This window comes from Micromonospora vinacea, from assembly GCF_015751785.1.
Classification (GTDB): Bacteria; Actinomycetota; Actinomycetes; order Mycobacteriales; family Micromonosporaceae; genus Micromonospora; species Micromonospora vinacea.
Map to the genome: position 1 here is coordinate 3,067,700 of NZ_JADOTY010000001.1, position 14,978 is coordinate 3,082,677.

17 protein-coding genes are annotated in these 14,978 nt (G+C 72.3%); 5 read left to right on the forward strand and 12 right to left on the reverse strand.

Translation table 11 applies throughout. From position 1 onward, the window contains the following. Positions 1 to 17: 17 nt before the first annotated feature. Genes IW249_RS14720 through IW249_RS14730 form a run of 3 tightly spaced genes read right to left on the reverse strand, consistent with a single transcriptional unit; the run spans position 18 to position 2,466 of the window. The gene (locus IW249_RS14720; protein ID WP_196921279.1) at positions 18 to 875 is read right to left on the reverse strand and encodes an ABC transporter permease; all 858 of its coding nucleotides are present in this window, start codon (positions 873 to 875) and stop codon (positions 18 to 20) included. Continuing rightward, the gene (locus IW249_RS14725) at positions 872 to 1,885 is read right to left on the reverse strand and encodes an ATP-binding cassette domain-containing protein (RefSeq protein WP_196921280.1); all 1,014 of its coding nucleotides are present in this window, start codon (positions 1,883 to 1,885) and stop codon (positions 872 to 874) included. The genes IW249_RS14720 and IW249_RS14725 overlap by 4 nt, the downstream gene beginning before the upstream one ends. A 26-nt stretch (positions 1,886 to 1,911) precedes the next feature. Next, positions 1,912 to 2,466 carry an NADPH-dependent FMN reductase gene (locus IW249_RS14730; RefSeq protein ID WP_196921281.1) on the reverse strand — a complete coding sequence of 185 codons (555 nt, stop codon included), beginning with the start codon at positions 2,464 to 2,466 and terminating at the stop codon, positions 1,912 to 1,914. Between the two features lie 129 nt (positions 2,467 to 2,595). Here IW249_RS14730 and IW249_RS14735 point away from each other — a divergent pair, with 129 nt between their 5' ends. Further along, entirely contained in the window at positions 2,596 to 3,111 is a 516-nt protein-coding gene (locus IW249_RS14735) for a GNAT family N-acetyltransferase (RefSeq protein ID WP_196921282.1), read from the forward strand. A 25-nt stretch (positions 3,112 to 3,136) separates the two neighbouring features. On the opposite strand, the gene IW249_RS14740 is transcribed toward IW249_RS14735, so the two are convergent. Further along, positions 3,137 to 4,123 (reverse strand): aldo/keto reductase, encoded by a 987-nt coding sequence (locus tag IW249_RS14740; protein ID WP_196921283.1) that lies wholly within the window; start codon positions 4,121 to 4,123, stop codon positions 3,137 to 3,139. An 80-nt stretch (positions 4,124 to 4,203) separates the two neighbouring features. Continuing rightward, on the reverse strand, positions 4,204 to 4,956 hold the full coding sequence (locus tag IW249_RS14745) for an SDR family oxidoreductase (RefSeq protein WP_196921284.1): 753 nt from the start codon (positions 4,954 to 4,956) through the stop codon (positions 4,204 to 4,206). Positions 4,957 to 5,058: 102 nt separating this feature from the next. Between IW249_RS14745 and IW249_RS14750 the strand changes: the two genes are divergently transcribed. Next, positions 5,059 to 5,901 carry a helix-turn-helix transcriptional regulator gene (locus IW249_RS14750; RefSeq protein ID WP_196921285.1) on the forward strand — a complete coding sequence of 281 codons (843 nt, stop codon included), beginning with the start codon at positions 5,059 to 5,061 and terminating at the stop codon, positions 5,899 to 5,901. On the opposite strand, the gene IW249_RS14755 is transcribed toward IW249_RS14750, so the two are convergent. Beyond that, positions 5,859 to 6,866 carry a winged helix-turn-helix domain-containing protein gene (locus IW249_RS14755; protein ID WP_231393513.1) on the reverse strand — a complete coding sequence of 336 codons (1,008 nt, stop codon included), beginning with the start codon at positions 6,864 to 6,866 and terminating at the stop codon, positions 5,859 to 5,861. The two genes, IW249_RS14750 and IW249_RS14755, sit on opposite strands and share 43 nt — an antisense overlap. 130 nt (positions 6,867 to 6,996) lie before the next feature. On the opposite strand from IW249_RS14755, the gene IW249_RS14760 reads away from it, so the two are divergent. Continuing rightward, a complete protein-coding gene (locus IW249_RS14760) occupies positions 6,997 to 7,527 on the forward strand; it encodes a nuclear transport factor 2 family protein (RefSeq protein ID WP_196921287.1) in 531 nt (176 codons plus the stop codon). A gap of 76 nt (positions 7,528 to 7,603) precedes the next feature. Here the strand turns inward: IW249_RS14760 and IW249_RS14765 are convergent, their stop codons facing one another. From IW249_RS14765 to IW249_RS14775, 3 genes are all read right to left on the reverse strand, one after another. After that, positions 7,604 to 8,299 (reverse strand): hypothetical protein, encoded by a 696-nt coding sequence (locus IW249_RS14765; protein WP_196921288.1) that lies wholly within the window; start codon positions 8,297 to 8,299, stop codon positions 7,604 to 7,606. 77 nt (positions 8,300 to 8,376) lie between these two features. Further along, positions 8,377 to 9,228, reverse strand: a complete 852-nt coding sequence (locus IW249_RS14770) for an aldo/keto reductase (RefSeq protein ID WP_307788592.1) — start codon at positions 9,226 to 9,228, stop codon at positions 8,377 to 8,379. A gap of 97 nt (positions 9,229 to 9,325) precedes the next feature. Beyond that, positions 9,326 to 10,291: a LysR family transcriptional regulator gene (locus tag IW249_RS14775; RefSeq protein WP_196921290.1), complete on the reverse strand. Its 966-nt coding sequence runs from the start codon at positions 10,289 to 10,291 to the stop codon at positions 9,326 to 9,328. Positions 10,292 to 10,343: 52 nt separating this feature from the next. On the opposite strand from IW249_RS14775, the gene IW249_RS14780 reads away from it, so the two are divergent. Together IW249_RS14780 and IW249_RS14785 are read left to right on the forward strand one after the other, a co-directional pair. After that, positions 10,344 to 11,267 (forward strand): serine hydrolase, encoded by a 924-nt coding sequence (locus IW249_RS14780; RefSeq protein ID WP_196921291.1) that lies wholly within the window; start codon positions 10,344 to 10,346, stop codon positions 11,265 to 11,267. A gap of 154 nt (positions 11,268 to 11,421) precedes the next feature. After that, positions 11,422 to 12,399 carry an MBL fold metallo-hydrolase gene (locus tag IW249_RS14785; protein ID WP_196921292.1) on the forward strand — a complete coding sequence of 326 codons (978 nt, stop codon included), beginning with the start codon at positions 11,422 to 11,424 and terminating at the stop codon, positions 12,397 to 12,399. Positions 12,400 to 12,441: 42 nt separating this feature from the next. On the opposite strand, the gene IW249_RS14790 is transcribed toward IW249_RS14785, so the two are convergent. Genes IW249_RS14790 through IW249_RS14800 form a run of 3 tightly spaced genes read right to left on the reverse strand, consistent with a single transcriptional unit; the run spans position 12,442 to position 14,832 of the window. Then, a complete protein-coding gene (locus IW249_RS14790) occupies positions 12,442 to 12,981 on the reverse strand; it encodes a DUF1697 domain-containing protein (protein WP_196921293.1) in 540 nt (179 codons plus the stop codon). 28 nt (positions 12,982 to 13,009) lie between these two features. Beyond that, on the reverse strand, positions 13,010 to 13,678 hold the full coding sequence (locus IW249_RS14795; RefSeq protein WP_196921294.1) for a response regulator: 669 nt from the start codon (positions 13,676 to 13,678) through the stop codon (positions 13,010 to 13,012). Then, positions 13,675 to 14,832 (reverse strand): sensor histidine kinase, encoded by a 1,158-nt coding sequence (locus IW249_RS14800; protein WP_307788593.1) that lies wholly within the window; start codon positions 14,830 to 14,832, stop codon positions 13,675 to 13,677. The genes IW249_RS14795 and IW249_RS14800 overlap by 4 nt, the downstream gene beginning before the upstream one ends. Positions 14,833 to 14,978: the final 146 nt, after the last annotated feature.

Sequence of the window (14,978 nt, forward strand, 5' to 3'; positions counted from 1 at the left end):
GGGGAGCGGGGTGGGGGTTAGCGGCGGTTGTACCTGTACATCGTCAGGGTGCCGAAGACTAGGACGAAGCCGGCGCTCCACAGCAGCAGCCACATCGTGGCCGACGGGTCCGAGTCGCCGCTCATCGCTCCGCGGATCGCTGCCACCAGCTGCGTCACCGGGTTGACCTTCACGAACGCCTGGAGCCAGCCGGGCATGGTGCTCGGCTCGACGAAGACGTTGCTCAGGAACGTCAACGGGAACAGCACCATCATGCTGACCCCCATCACCGACTTCTCGCTGCGCAGGATCAGCCCGAAGAAGGTCCACACCCAGGAGAACGCGAACGAGAAGATCACCAGCAGGCCGATCCCGGTGGCGACCCCGACCACGCCGCCCTCGGGGCGGAACCCGAGGACCAGCCCGAGGCCCAGGATCACCACGGCGGCGAGGATGTAGCGCAACACGTCGCCGAAGATCATGCCGACCAGGGCGGCCGGGCGCCAGACGGGCAGCGTCCGGAACCGGTCGAAGATGCCCTTCTCGATGTCGGTGTTGAGGCCGATGCCGGTGTACATGGTGATCATGACGACGCTGGTCACCATGATGCCGGGCAGGAAGAACTGAAGGTACTCGCGCGGGCTGCCGGCGAGGGCGCCACCGAACAGGTACGTGAACATCAGCACCATGATGATCGGGAACGCGGTCACGTCGAAGAGTTGCTCCGGCACGTGCTTGATCTTCAGCATGGCCCGCCAGCCGAAGGTGAGCGACGCGCCCAGCGCGCTCGGCCGGGGCGGGCGGGCACCGGGCGCGAGCACCGTCGCCAGCGCCTCGGCGGACGGGACGTAGACGGACGGCGCCCGTTCGGTAGTGGCGGTCGTGGTGTCGCTCATCGGGCTGCCTCCAGCTCGTCGTCGCGCTCGTCGGTCGGCACGGCGGGGTGGTCGGTCAGGGCCAGGAAGACCTCGTCCAGGCTCGGCTGGCCGAGGGAGAAGTTGTCGACCACGATGCCGGCACGGGCCAGGTCGCTGAGCGCCCGAGCGGCCTGGGCGCTGGCGTCGAGGTCGGTGCCGGCCTCGCCGACGCGGGCGGTCAACGCCACCGGATCGGCGGCGAGCTGCACCGGTACGTCGAGCGCCTCCCGGAGCACCCGCTCCGCCTCGGGGCGCTGTGCGGGGTCGCGCAGGCGCAGGTGGACGGTGCCGGAGCCGATCGACGACTTCAACTCACCAGGGGTGCCCTCCGCGATCACCCGGCCGTGGTCGACGACCGCGATCCGCCCGGCGAGCTGGTCGGCCTCGTCGAGGTACTGGGTGGTCAGCAGCACCGTCGTGCCGTGCGACACCACCGCCCGGACGATCTCCCACACCTGGTTGCGGCTGCGCGGGTCGAGACCGGTCGTCGGCTCGTCGAGGAAGAGCAGGTCCGGGGTGTTCAGGATGCTGGCGGCGATGTCGATGCGTCGCCGCATCCCACCTGAGTACTTCTTCACCTGGCGGTCACTCGCCTCGGTCAGACCGAAGGCGGCCAGCAGGGCCGCCGCGCGCTCCCGAGCGGCCGGCTTGCGCAGGCCGAGGAGGCGGGCGAGGAGCACCAGGTTCTCCGTACCGGTCAGGTCCTCGTCGACGGAGGCGTACTGGCCGGTGAGGCTGACCCGGGAACGGACCTTGTCGGCCTCGGTGACCACGTCGTGTCCGAAGACCCGGGCCGAGCCGCCGTCGGGTCGCAGCAACGTGGCGAGCACCCGGACCGCTGTGGTCTTGCCCGCGCCGTTCGGGCCGAGCAGGCCGTAGACGGTGCCGGCGGGCACCTGGAGGTCGATGCCGGCCAGCGCCCGGGTGTCCCCGAACGAGCGGGTGAGCCCCTCGGCCTCGATGGCCAGACCGGTGGTGCGTCTACTCATGATCCTTACCTTTCGTGTGGGCGTGTTCAGGAGACGTAGGGCCGTGCCGCCCGGCCGTCGCGTAGCGCCAGACCCCACCAGCGCAACTGGTCGAGCAGGACGCCGACGTCGCGCCCCAGCTCGTCGGTGCACTGGGCGGTCGGTTCGCCGCCGAGCAGGTCGATCCCGACGACGTCGCGCACAGTCGTCGCGTGCAGTGCGGTGAAGACGGTACGTAACTGGTCGACCGCGTGCAGTCCGGTGGACCGGCAGCCGTACGACACGAAGCCGACCGGTTTGGCCTGCCACTCGTCGTACGCGTAGTCGATGGCTTCTTTCAGGGGTGCCGGGAAGCTGTGGTTGTACTCGGGGGTGACCACGACGAACGCGTCCGCCCGGCCCACCTCGCGGACGAACGCCCGGATGGACGCGGTCGGCTCGGCGGGGTAGGCGGCCGGGAAGTCGTACTCGGTCAGGTCAACGACCGTCACCGTCAGGTCGTCGTGCCGCGCCGCCTGCTCGACGAACCAGTGGGCGAGCCGGTCGCCGACCCGCCCCTCCCGGGTGCTGCCGACGATCACGGCGATCCGCAACGGTGTCATGGCCACCCCCTTCCATCCTGAAGGCGCGAGGTGACGACACGCGCCCGCTAGATCCGATCTAGCGGGCCCGGTTTCGGGGCGGAATGTCGGTGGGATCGGCTTGACTGGGGTCGACGAACGGGGGGCGGAATGGCACAGGTACGCATCGAGCCGTGGCACGAGGACGACCTCGACCTGCTGCGGCAGCTCAACTCACCGGACACCCGCAGGCACACCGGCGGCCCGGAGACCGACGAGCAGGTGCTCGCCCGGCACGACCGGTACGTGCACTTCTCCGGCACCGAGCAGGGCTGCATGTTCACGATGGTGCTGCCGGACGGGGCGCGGGCGGGCAGCGTCGGCTACTGGGCCCGCGAGTGGCGCGACCAGCCGGTGTACGAGCTGGGCTGGGCGGTGCTGCCCGCGTACCGGGGGAGGGGCCTGGCCACGGCGGCGGTGCGCGCGGTGCTGGACGTCGCCCGCGCGCGACGGGACCGGCACTACGCCCACGCCTACCCTTCCGTCGACAATCCCGCCTCGAACGCGGTGTGCCGCAAGGCCGGCTTCACGCTGCTCGGCGAGACCGGTTTCGAGTACCCGCCGGGGCAGATGATGCGTGCCAACGACTGGCAGCTCGACCTGACCGCCCCACCGGCCGGGAGCTGAGGCCGGCGGGGCGGCTGCTGGCAGGTCACCAGGTGGTGTCGAGGCGGTGCCGTTGCTCGGCGGTCAGCTCCAGGTCGACCGCTGCCAGGCTCTCCTCCAGTTGCGCCACTGACGAGGCGCCCACCAGCGGGATGGACGGCAGTTCACCGCCCAGCAGCCAGGCGAGCACCACCTGGTTGACAGTGGCGCCGCTCTGCCCGGCCACCTCCCGCAGCGCGGCCAGCCGTCGGGGCGCGCTCGGCAGGTCGTACGCCGAGCTGAGCGGCTTGTCCGCCCGGGTGAACGCCCCCTTGAGCAGCGGTGAGTACGCCACCAGGGTCAGTGTGGGCTCGGCTCGCAGGTAGCTGAGCAGGTCACCGCTGACGCCGCCCGGCTCGCCGTCCGGGTCCAGTTCGCTGGTCAGGTCGGTGCGGTTCGGCAGGTAGCTGCGGTGGTACTGGAGCACCTCGTACCCGGGCAGGCCGGCGGCAGCGGCCAACGCCCGGGCCCGCTCCACCCGCCAGGCCCGGTGGTTGCTGGCGCCCAGCAGACCCACGGTGCCTTCGGCGACCAGTTCGGCGAAGCCCTCCACGGTTTCCTGGAGGGGCACGGTCCGGTCCTCGATGTGCGCGTAGAGCAGGTCCAGCCGCTCCACCCCGAGCCGTTCCCGGCTGCGCTCCGCGGACTCGCGGATCACCTTGGCGGAGAGGCCCTCGGCGTTGTCCAGGTAGCTGGTCCCCGGGGCCAGCGGTCGGGCGCCCAGCTTCGTGGCGATGACGATCTCGGCGCCGACGCCCCGGCTGCGCCGCCACCGGCCGAGCAACTCCTCACTCTGCCCGCCCTGCCCGCCGTCCACCCAGAACGCGTAGTTGTCCGACGTGTCGATGAACGTGCCGCCGGCCTCGACGTACCGGTCGAGGATCGCGTACGAGGTGGCCTCGTCGGTGGCACTGCCGAAGAGCATCGCGCCGAGGCTGAGCACGCTGACCTCGCGCCGGGTCGCCGGGTCGGCGCCGATCGTGCGGTACCGCATGGTGTCTCCTCTCGTGCGCCCTACCGGTGGGCGCACGACTCAGACTGCCGGCTGGAGCGCACTCCAGGTCAAGCGCCCAGTCACCAGGGCAGCACGCCGTACCCGCCGCCGGCGTCCATCTGGAAGCCCCAGAGCAGCCCGTTCGGCCCGTCGGCCGGCAGGGTGGCCAGGTGCACGCTCACCTCGGCGCCCTGCTCGGCGGTGCGGAAGCCGCTGTTGCCGTTCAGGTCGGTGGCGCAGTAGCCAGGGTTCGCCGCGTTCACAGTGATCGGGGTGTCGCGCAACTCCTTGGCGTACATCGCGGTGAGCATGTTCAGCGCCGCCTTCGACGACGGGTACGGCACTGAGGTCAGCTCGAACAGCGCTCCGTTCGGGTCGGTCATCACCGCGATCGAGCCGACCTCGCTGGAGACGTTGACGATCCGGGCGGCCGGTGCCCGGCGTAGCAGCGGCAGCAGCGCGTTGGTCACCGCCACCACCCCGAAGACGTTCGTCTCGTACAGCCGGCGCAGCGTCTCCACTGTCGTCTCGCTCGGCAGCCCCCGTGCGCCGTCGGCGAGGATGATGCCGGCGTTGTTGACCAGCACGTCCAGCCGGCCGTACTCCGTCTCCACCCGCTTCGCGGCGGCCGTCACCGACTCGGCGTCGGTGACATCGAGCGGCAGGAACACGGCGTCCGCGCCGCCGTCGCGCAGCTCCCGCTCCGCCGCCCGCCCCCGCTCGGCGTCCCGGGCGCCCACCAGCACTGTCATCCCGAGGGCGCCGAGCTGCCGGGCGGTGGCGAAGCCGATCCCCTTGTTGGCCCCGGTGATCAGGGCGATCATGTTCGTCATGCCGTCGAGCCTCGCCGGGCTGGCCGCGCCCCGGGAGAGACGGGCCGAGGCTGGGACCGGCGGTACCACCCTCACCGGCCCGGCCCGGGGCATGCTGGGGGCATGACGAACAGCGGCCTGCGTCGTGACGAACTGGCGGCGTTCCTGCGCACCCGCCGCGCCCGCCTGAGTCCCGCCGAGGTCGGGCTCCCAGAGGGCGAACGCCGACGCACCCCGGGGCTGCGCCGGCAGGAGGTGGCCCAGCTCGCCGGGATGTCGATCGACTACTACATCCGGCTGGAGCAGGGCCGCGGGCCGCACCCGTCGCGGCAGGTGCTTGCCGCGATGGCCCGGGCGCTGCTGCTCAGTCGGGACGAGCGCGAGTATCTGTTCCGGATCGCCGGGGAGAATCCGCTGCCGGCCGGCGGGCCGAGCCGGGAGGTGACCCCCGGGCTGCGGCACCTGATGGACGCGATGACCGAGACTCCGGCGTACCTCGTCGACGCCGCGTACCAGGTGTTGGCCTGGAACCGGCTGGCCACGTACTTCATGGGCGACCTCTCGACCGTGCCGGACGCGGACCGCAACATGATCCGCTGGACCTTCCGGCGTCCGGTGACCGACAGCCACTGGAACGACGCCGAGACCATCTGCTTCGTCCGCAGCACAGTGGCGGACCTGCGGGCCGCCTACGGCCGTTACCCGGCCGACCCGGCGATCCGCGAGCTGGTCACCGAGCTGCTCGGCACGTCGCCCCGGTTCGCGCGGCTCTGGGCGGAGCACGACGTCGAAGAACGCCGCCCCATCGTCAAGCGGGTGCCGCACCCCGAGCTGGGATCGTTGGAGTTCGAGTGCCGGGTGCTGCACGTTCCGGAGACCGACCAGCGGATGATCGTCTACGTCCCCGAGCCCGGCTCGCCCACTCAGGCGGTGTTCCGCCGGCTCGCCGAGCGCGTCGCGCCCTGACCTGACCGGCAGCCGACCAGCCCGTCCCCGTGGTCGGACCGCCGGTAGAGCACGCTGTGCCGCTCCCTGCTGCGCACCACCAGGCCGGAGCGCAGCAGCACCCCCAGGTGGTAGGAGACGGTGGCCGGTGCCAGCCGGTGCCGCTCGCTGAGCTGCCCGGTGGACCGGGGCACGTCCAGGTCCGCCAGGATCGCCGCCCGGCTCGCACCGACCAGGTCACCGAGCCGACCCGCCCGGCGCTGGTCCGTTGGCCCGGCGCCGACCGGGTAGACCAGCACGGCGTTGCCCTCGTCGCAGAGCTGGGTGGACACCTGGGGCCAGGCCAGCGCCGACGGCGCGAGCACGAGCTCCGCGCCGGTCAGCGCCGTGGTGATCCGGTACGAGCTGTCGATGGTCAGCGACCTGCCGGTCCAGCCGACCTTCGGGTGCAGGCCGTTCAGCATGCTGCCCACCCCGGCGGTGGCCATCGCGGTGGCCCGCACGGCCAGTTCGGCCTCCAGCGTGGCCCGCACCGCCGGCCACTGCTCGGCGAGCGAGGTCTGCCAGAAGTGCCGCAGCCCATCGGCGACCCGCCGGGCGAGGGTGCCGTCCTCGACGGCCGCGCGGACCCGCGTCGGCAGCGGGCCCGCCGGGAACCGCTCGGTCACCTGCGTCGCCACCTCGTTGGCCGGGGTCGCGGCCGTGACCGCCAACTGCTGCTCGAAGATCGCATCGAGGGGGCCCAGCGGCGGCTTCGGCGTGAGCAGGTCCGGCGTGTAGCCGAGCCGGCCGGGCGGGGTCACCAGCTCCGCGACCAGGGCCACGTCGGGGTGTCGCAGCGCGGCGCGGGCGGCCGGCCCGGGATCGCCGTGCACCGGATGCCCGAACCTCGAGAGCGCGGCCCGCAGCCAGGACGTCACCTCCCAGGCCGGCGAGATCGCCAACCGGAGCCGGGCAAGGCTCGGGCCGTCCAGATGCGTGACCATCACAGCGCGGATCGTACAAGCGGTGGCATCGATGCGCCGTCCGCATTCGAGCTGGTTCGAATCAGTGGCCGACCGCGTGGCGGGCCGGGTTGGCTGCGCTGCACAACCACTCGTCCGAAGGAGAACCGCGATGCCTCCACCCGCCTCCGCCCGTTCCACCGGCCGGCTCGGCCGCACGATCGCCCTGCTCGGGCTCACCGCCGGCCTGCTCGCCGCCGCTCCGGCCGCGGTGTCGGCCGCCACCCCCGGTCCGGGAGACACCACAACCGGGGACGCGGCGGACCGCGGCTGCGAGCGGGCCTTCGACCGCGCCGTCCGGGCGTACGTGGAGACCACCGAACGGCGCGACCTGGACGGCTTCGCCGCGCTGCTGCACCCCGAGGTCACCTCCGTCTTCGCCTCCGACGGGGAGGTGCTCGACGGCAAACGGGCCACAGTGGACTGGCTGCGCGGGTTCTTCGCCGACGACTCGTGGACCCAGTCCTTCAGCGTGGCGAAGCAAACTGTGGTGGGCTGCCGGACGGGCTTCGTGCTGTTCGACTCCGTCTACGCGGTGCCGGCCACCGGCACCAGGGTGCCGCTGCTGATCGGGGTCAGCTACACCTACCAGCACGGCCGGTGGCTGGTGCTGCAGAACCAGGACTCCGTGGGCCGCGTCTGACCACGGAGGCTGGCAAGGGTCGTCAGCCGGGGGAGGGGCGGGCGCGCCAGCAGCGGCGACCGCCCCGCGGCGGCGTTCAGGCGGCCTTCTCGAGGGCGGCCACCGCGAGTGGAGCGATCTTCGCGATCAGCGCGCTGCCGGCCGCCAGGTCGCCGTTGCTCGCCGCGGCGTCCACCTCCATGACGAAGTTGCCGCGCACCAGGACGAGGGTGCACTGGTGCCGGGTCGCCTTCCCGCTCAGCCGCTCGCAGAAGGTGATCACGTCCGGGCCGTCCGGCAGCGGCGGGGGCGACGGCCGCAGGACCGTCGACGTGCGCCCGTCGTCGGGCACCTCGTACCGCTTGCAGGTCGCGAGGACCGACCGCAGTTCGTCGGCGAGCTTGCGGCCGGGCACCTTCAGGTAGCCGACCACGTACTGCCGGACCCACACGGAATCGCCGTCCCAGATCCGCTCCCGGTAGGCGGTGCGCTTGATGTCCGACGGCAGGCTCGCCCTGCACAGGGATATCAGCTTCCACGCCTCGGTGTTCTCGTCGGTGTACTGCGCAGTCTCCGGATGGAACCGGGCGTCCAGGTTCAACATCGCCGCCGTCACCCGGCTGCGGACCTCGCCGGTGGAGGCCGGCGCCGGGCGTGGCTTCGGCGGAGTGGGCGAGGCCGACACTGCCGGCGCGTACCAGCGGGGGGCCTCGGCGGCCTGGCTCGGCGCGCAGGCCGCCGGCCCGAGGAGAAGCAGCGACAGCAGAGCCAGTGTGGTGCGGCGGAACGACATTGCCGGGGACGGTCCTTTCACGCGAAAGGGGGCCCGACCGGGCCCCCTTTCTCCGAGCGCCGTCGCCGGCCCACGCGTTACGCGGGCAGGTAGGCGAAGGTGTCCGGGTTCGGGCCCTGCCGGCCGGCCTCGCCCTTGTCCAGCGCGGTGATCCGCTCCATCGCTGCGTCGTCCAGCTCGAAGTCGAAGATCCGGGTGTTCTCCTCGATCCGCTTCGGGGTGGTCGACTTCGGGAAGATGATGTCCCCGCGCTGCACGTGCCAGCGGAGCACCACCTGCGCCGGGGTCCGGTCGAGCTGCTCGGCGATGTCGACCACGGTCGGGTCGTCGAGCACCTTGCCCTGGGCGATGGGCGACCACGCCTCGGTGAGGATGTTGTGCTCCCGGCCGTAGGCGCGGACCTCGTCGTTTGTGAAGTACGGGTGTGCCTCGATCTGGTTGACCGCCGGCACGACGCTCGCCTCGGCGGCCAGCCGCTCCAGGTGCGACACCTGGAAGTTCGACACGCCGATCGAGCGGGCCCGGCCGTCGCGCTGGAACTCCTCCAGCACCTTCCAGGTCGAGACGTAGTCGCCGTCGTACAGGGTCGGCAGCGGCCAGTGGATCAGGAACAGGTCGATGTAGTCCATCTTCAGCGCCGCCAGCGTCGAGTCGAACGCCCTGCGGGCGTCGTCGGGACGGTGGAAGGCGTTGTTCAGCTTGCTGGTCACGTAGACCGAACTCCGGTCGAGGCCGGACACGCGTACCGCCTCGCCGACTTCGGCCTCGTTGCCGTACATCTCGGCGGTGTCGATGTGCCGGTAGCCCACCTCGAAGGCGGTGGTCACCGCCGCGACGGTGTCCTTCGGCTCGATCTGGAACACCCCGAAGCCGAGCTGCGGAATGGTGGTGCCGTCGTTCAGGCTGATGTCGGGAATCGTGAGTGCCACTGCGGCTCCTTCGCGTCTTCGTTTCCTGTCATCCATACCCGGGTGGGTGGGCGATCCACCGCCCAATCGGGGGTGACGAACGCAACGGCCGGTCGGTTCACCCGGTCGTGTCGAACAGCACCGGCCACGGCCGTGCCGCCGGCACCGACGTCGCTGACGTCGCGGGGGCGGAGGGCTCGGCGTCGGCCAGCACCTCCGCGGCGAGTTGGCCGAACATCGCCGCCGCCGGGTGCGCCGACCGGTCCGGCCAGGCCGCCGAGGTGCGCTTGGCCAGCGGCGCGTCGCTGATCGGCCGCCAGGCCATCCGGGGTTCCCGGCGGGCCACCGCCGCCGGTTCCACAGCCACCCCGCCTCCGGCCAGCACCAGTCCGAAGAGAAATTCCGGGTTGCGGGCCGGGCGCACCCGGGCCGGGCGCCAACCGTGCTGTCGGCACACAGTGAGCAGGTGGTCGTGCCAGCCGGGGGCGGTGGCGCGGGGCGCGGCCACCAGATCCAGACCTGCCAGCGACGCGAGCGTCACCTCGCGGCCGCGGGCCAGCGGCGAGGTCCGCGGCAGCAGCACCCCCAGGGGTACGTCGACAGGGGCGCCGAACCGCAGCCCGTCCGCCGCCACCGGGTGGTGCACGAGCCCCACGTCGAGGGTCCGCTCGGCGAGCATCCGCACCTGCTCGGCAGTGGTCAGCTCGTGCAGCTCCACGTCGAGGCCGGGCGCCCGGGTGGTGAGCCCGTCCAGCAGCGAGCGCAACGTCACGGCGGGCGTCTCCGGTGGCACCCCGGCCCGGAGTACGCCCAGCTCACCGGCGCGGATCTGCCCCATCAGGCTGCGGAGTCGACCCTCGCCGGCAAGCAGTTCCTCCGCCTCGCCGAGCAGCAGCTCACCGGCGGTGGTGAGGCGTACCTGGCGGCGGGACCTGTCGAACAGCTCGACAGTCAGCTCCCGTTCCAGCCGCTGGATCGACTGGCTCAGCGGCGGCTGGGCCATCCCGAGCAGCTCCGCGGCCCGCCCGAAGTGCAGTTCGTGTGCGACCACCACGAAGTGCCGCAGGTGCCGGAGCAGATCCACGGCCGGGACCCTACGCCAGCGCCACCAGGGCGGCGCTGGATACCGTGCTGGCGTGGACGTGGAGGAACGGATCGGGGCCATCTTCGCCGCCGTCGGGGTGACGGCCAGCCTGCACGTCGTGGACGTGGACGCCGTCGACCTGGGCGCCGAGGGTGGTGGCGGCCCGGTCGGGGGCCTTCGTGAGGTCGGGGTGCGGGCCGACGAGCAGGTCGTGATCGCCTCGATCTTCAAGATCCTGTTGGTGTTGGAGTTCGCCCGGCAGGTCGAGGCCGGTCAGCTGGACCCGACCGAGCGGGTACTGGTCACCGCCGCCGACCGGCTCGGTGGGTGGGGTCTGGCCGGTTGCACCGACGACGCCGAGGTGTCGCTGCGCGACCTCGCGTACTTCGCCATGTCGGTCACCGACAACACGGCAGCCGACCTGCTGCTGCGCCGGGTCGGCCCGGACCTGCTGCCGATGCTCGCCGTCGAGCTGGGGCTGACCCGTACCCGCGTCCTCGGTGGTCCTCGGGAGCTGGTCGAGACGATGCTCGCGGACGTGGGCGCCCGGACCGAGGCGGAGTTCGCCCGGATCTTCCCCACGCTGCCGGCGGACCGGGTAAGGGCCATGCGGGTCTTCGACCCCGCGCACACCACGTCCAGCACCGCCCGGGAGATCACCCGGCTGCTCACGCTGATCTGGCGGGACGAGGCCGGGCCGGCGGCGGCCTGCGCGATGGTGCGCACCTGGATGGCCCGGCAGATCTTCTGGACCCGGCTGGCCGCCGGTTTCCCGCCCGGCGTCCGCGTCTCCGGGAAGACCGGCACCCTGCCCGGGTTCCACCTGGAGGCCGGCGTCGCCGAATATCCCGACGGCGGCCGGTACGCGATCGCCGTCTTCGCCCGCGCCGAACAGTTGACCCCGCGCCGCATCGACGTGGACCTGGCCATGGGGGAGGCCGCCCGGACAGCCGTCGAGGCGCTGCGCGGCGACTGATTTCGCGCACCTCCGAGCGTCGCCGCACGCCTGCTGAGCAGGACCGATATCCGCTGGCGTATCGAATCCGACGGTCCTTGATCTTGGACCGGCCCCCACTGCCGCTGGTTGGCTCGTGGTCGACACATCGCCCGACCACGGGGAGTAGATCCGTATGCCCAGTCTCGACCGCCGACGCTTCCTGCGCGACGCCGCCGCCACCACCGCCCTGGTCTCCGCCGGTGGCCTCGCCGCCGGAGTCGCCACCCCGGCCCAGGCCGCGCCCACCACCGCCGCGTCCGCGCCGACCGCTCGCCGCAAGGGGGCGGTCAGCTTCCGCTGGTGGGGTACGGCCGGCTGGCGCGTCGACATCGGCGACCGCACCGTTCTCGTCGACCCGTTCCTCAGCCGGATCGACACCGGGCTGTTCACCGGCGCGTTCCGGACGGACACCCCGTTGACAGTGCGCACCGACGTGATCGACCCACGCGTCGACCGGGCCATGACGGTGCTGGTCACGCACACCCACTGGGACCACTTCATGGACGTGCCGTACATCGCCGAGCGCACCGGCGCGCGGGTGTTCGGCACGCTGACCGCGTACCACCTGGGGTTGGCCTACGGGCTGCCGTCGACGCAGCTCAGCGCCGTGAAGGGTGGGGAGGTGCTGGACTTCGGCGACCACAGCGTCGAGGTGGTCGGCTCGCTGCACAGCCGCAACCCGTCGTACTCGGTCGCCTTTCCCGGGGTGCGGGTGACCCAGCCGCCGCAGCCGGCCACCATCGCGGACCTGCCGGAGGGTGACACGCTGGGCTACCTGCTGCGGGTCGACAGCGGTCCGTCGGTCTACTTCACCGGGGCCAGCGACGTCGCCGAGCGGAACCTCACCGGCCTCGCGCCGGACGTGGCGATGGTGGCCATGCAGAGCGCCACCACCACCGGCGACTACCTGCCCCGCCTGCTGGCCGGTCTCGACTACCCGAAGGTCGTGGTGCCTGTGCACTACGACAACTTCGAGACGGCATTGCAGAACCCACCGGCGGTCGCCCCGACCGACCGCACCCGGCTGAACGAGATGATCGCGGCGGTGCGCCGGATCTCACCGCGCAGCCGGGTGCTGGTGCCCGAGTACGAGACCGCGTACCACTTCTGACCAGCTCCGGTGGGGGTCGCCGGGCGGCGACCCCCACCCCGGTCAGGAGGCGGTCATCTCCGCCAGGGCCCGCACCGACTTCCAGTTGCGGGAGGTGGCCACCACGCCCAGCTTCTTCTCCAGGTACGCGTTCGTGAACTTCGACCGCCCGTAACCGCCGTCGACGTAGTGCAGGAACACCTCCCGGCCGGTCACCGTGAACGACACGTTCTCGCCGCCGGGCACGGTGAGGGCGTCCACAGTCGACTTCTGCGGTGCGGTGGCGAGGAAGGCCACCAGCAGTCGCGTCGGGTCGTCCTCCCGGTCGGCGTACGGGTTGCCGCCGGCGATCGCCGCCAACTCCCGACCGCTGCGCACCAGCACCGGCACTGTCAGCGCCAGCTCGTCGGTGAGCGCCCGCGCGATCCCGGCGGCCAGCTTCTCCGCGTCACGCACCGAGCTGCCGAATGCCACGTTGCCGCTCTGCAGGTACGTCGTGACGTCCTCGTGCCCGAGGTCGGTGACGATCTGGCGCAGGTCGGCCATCGCCAGCCGGGTGGTGCCGACGTTGACCCCGCGCAGCAGGGCGACGTACCGGGTCATGGCTCCTCCTCGGGTGCGGACGACCCGCTCAGCGTAGGCCGCCCGGCCCCACCAGGCCCGTCTCGTACGCGACGATGACCAGTTGCGCCCTGTCGCGTACCGCCAGCTTGGTCAGCAGCCGCCCGACGTGCGTCTTGACGGTGGCCTGGCTGAGGTTGAGGTGCGCGGCCAACTCCGCGTTGGACAGGCCCCGGGCGATCAGCGCGAGCACCTCCCGTTCCCGATCGGTCACCCCGTCCAGCTGCCGTGGCAGCGGCCGGGTCGGCTCCGGCTGCCGGGCGAACTCGTCGATCAGCCGACGGGTCACCGTCGGCGCGAGCAGCCCCTCCCCGGCGGCGACCACCCGGATCCCGGTCAGCAGGTCCGCCGGTGGGGTGTCCTTGAGCAGGAACCCGCTCGCCCCGGCGCGCAGCGCCCCGTAGACGTACTCGTCGAGGTCGAACGTGGTCAGGATGATGACCCGGGTGTCGGCCGTCGCCGGGTCGCCGCAGATCCGCCGGGTCGCCTCGATGCCGTCCATCTCGGGCATCCGGACGTCCATCAGCACCACATCCGGCCGGTGCTGCCCGGTCAACGCGACCGCCTGCACGCCGGTGCCCGCCTCGCCGACCGTTGTGCAGTCCGGGCTGAGGTCGACCAGCAGCCGGAAACTGCCGCGCAGCAACGCCTGGTCGTCGGCGATCAGCACGCGGATCACGCGGCCACCCGGTAGGGCAGGCTGGCCGTCACCGCGAAACCACCGTCGGAGCGGGGGCCGGCGCGGAACTCCCCGCCGTGCAACGCCACCCGTTCCCGCATGCCGATCAAACCGTGCCCCTCCCCGCCGAGCAGGACCGGCCGCTGGCCGTCGTCGGTCACCTCCACGCGCACCTCGTCGGGCAGGACGGTCACCGTAGCCCGGCAGGCGGCTGGCGCCGCGTGTTTCACCACGTTCGTCACCGCCTCCTGCACGATCCGGTACACAGCGAGGCCCACCGACTCCGGCACCGCGCCGGCCGGCTCGTCCCGCCGCACGTCGAGCCGCACGTCGACGCCGCCGATCGCCGCCTGCCGGGCGAGGGCCGGCAACTCGTCCAGCCCCGGCGTCGGCGCGTACGGGCTGTCCTCGCGCAGCACACCGAGCACCCGCCGCACGTCGGTCAGCGCGGTGCGGCCGGTCTCCTCGATGACCCGGAGCGCGGCGCCCGCCTCACGGGGGTCGGCCTCGGCGACGTGGTTGGCGACGGCCGCCTTCACCACGATGAGGCTCAGCGTGTGCGCGACCACGTCGTGCAGCTCGCGCGCCACCCGCAACCGCTCCTCGGTGGCCGCCTGACGGACCAGCTGGTCGCTCTGCCGGGTGGCGAGGGCGCGTCGCTCCCGGATCAGCCAACCGATCACCCAGGCCGGCGCGACCATGACGGCGGCGTAGACGACAGCGCCGGTGCGCGACCAGAGGTCGCCCGCTGTCAGCACCAGGCCGACGCTCACCAGCGCGAGACAGCCGGCGGCGCAGAGCATCGACCGGCGGGTGGGTGTCGCCACCGCCACCGTGTAGAAGGACAGGCCGATGGCGAACGCCGGCGCGGCGGCCGCGAAGTTGGGTATCACCCCGGTGATCAGGGTGACGGTGGTGATGGAGCTGATCACGACGGCCACCGTCATCGGCCACCGTCGCCGGACCGCCAACGGCAGCCCGATGGCCATCCCGACCAGCACGGACACCCAGAGCGGCTCGTCCACGCCGCCGTGCAGCGGCGACTCCAGCGCCGCGTACGGGCAGAGCAGCCCACCGACGGCCACCGCCAGCACGGCGTCCACGATGTACAGGTCCACCGGCCGCATCCGTCGGGTCAGCAGGAGAGCGGTCACCCGTCGAACGGTAGCGGCCGGCAGGGACGGCCGCGTCCGCCTGCGGGTCGTCATCCCGTAGGACGACGTAACGGCGTGTGCGGCCGTCGACTCCACCCGGGGGAGGGCCGGAAAGTGCCCGCCCCGGCCCGACGCGCCGCATCCCC

Excerpts from the sequence above, each read along its gene's own strand:
- IW249_RS14720 (WP_196921279.1), bottom strand. The coding sequence starts at position 875 with ATGAGCGACACCACGACCGCCACTACCGAACGGGCGCCGTCCGTCTAC.
- IW249_RS14725 (WP_196921280.1), bottom strand. The coding sequence starts at position 1,885 with ATGAGTAGACGCACCACCGGTCTGGCCATCGAGGCCGAGGGGCTCACC.
- IW249_RS14730 (WP_196921281.1), bottom strand. The coding sequence starts at position 2,466 with ATGACACCGTTGCGGATCGCCGTGATCGTCGGCAGCACCCGGGAGGGG.
- IW249_RS14735 (WP_196921282.1), top strand. The coding sequence starts at position 2,596 with ATGGCACAGGTACGCATCGAGCCGTGGCACGAGGACGACCTCGACCTG.
- IW249_RS14740 (WP_196921283.1), bottom strand. The coding sequence starts at position 4,123 with ATGCGGTACCGCACGATCGGCGCCGACCCGGCGACCCGGCGCGAGGTC.
- IW249_RS14745 (WP_196921284.1), bottom strand. The coding sequence starts at position 4,956 with ATGACGAACATGATCGCCCTGATCACCGGGGCCAACAAGGGGATCGGC.
- IW249_RS14750 (WP_196921285.1), top strand. The coding sequence starts at position 5,059 with ATGACGAACAGCGGCCTGCGTCGTGACGAACTGGCGGCGTTCCTGCGC.
- IW249_RS14755 (WP_231393513.1), bottom strand. The coding sequence starts at position 6,866 with ATGGTCACGCATCTGGACGGCCCGAGCCTTGCCCGGCTCCGGTTGGCG.
- IW249_RS14760 (WP_196921287.1), top strand. The coding sequence starts at position 6,997 with ATGCCTCCACCCGCCTCCGCCCGTTCCACCGGCCGGCTCGGCCGCACG.
- IW249_RS14765 (WP_196921288.1), bottom strand. The coding sequence starts at position 8,299 with ATGTCGTTCCGCCGCACCACACTGGCTCTGCTGTCGCTGCTTCTCCTC.
- IW249_RS14785 (WP_196921292.1), top strand. The coding sequence starts at position 11,422 with ATGCCCAGTCTCGACCGCCGACGCTTCCTGCGCGACGCCGCCGCCACC.
- IW249_RS14790 (WP_196921293.1), bottom strand. The coding sequence starts at position 12,981 with ATGACCCGGTACGTCGCCCTGCTGCGCGGGGTCAACGTCGGCACCACC.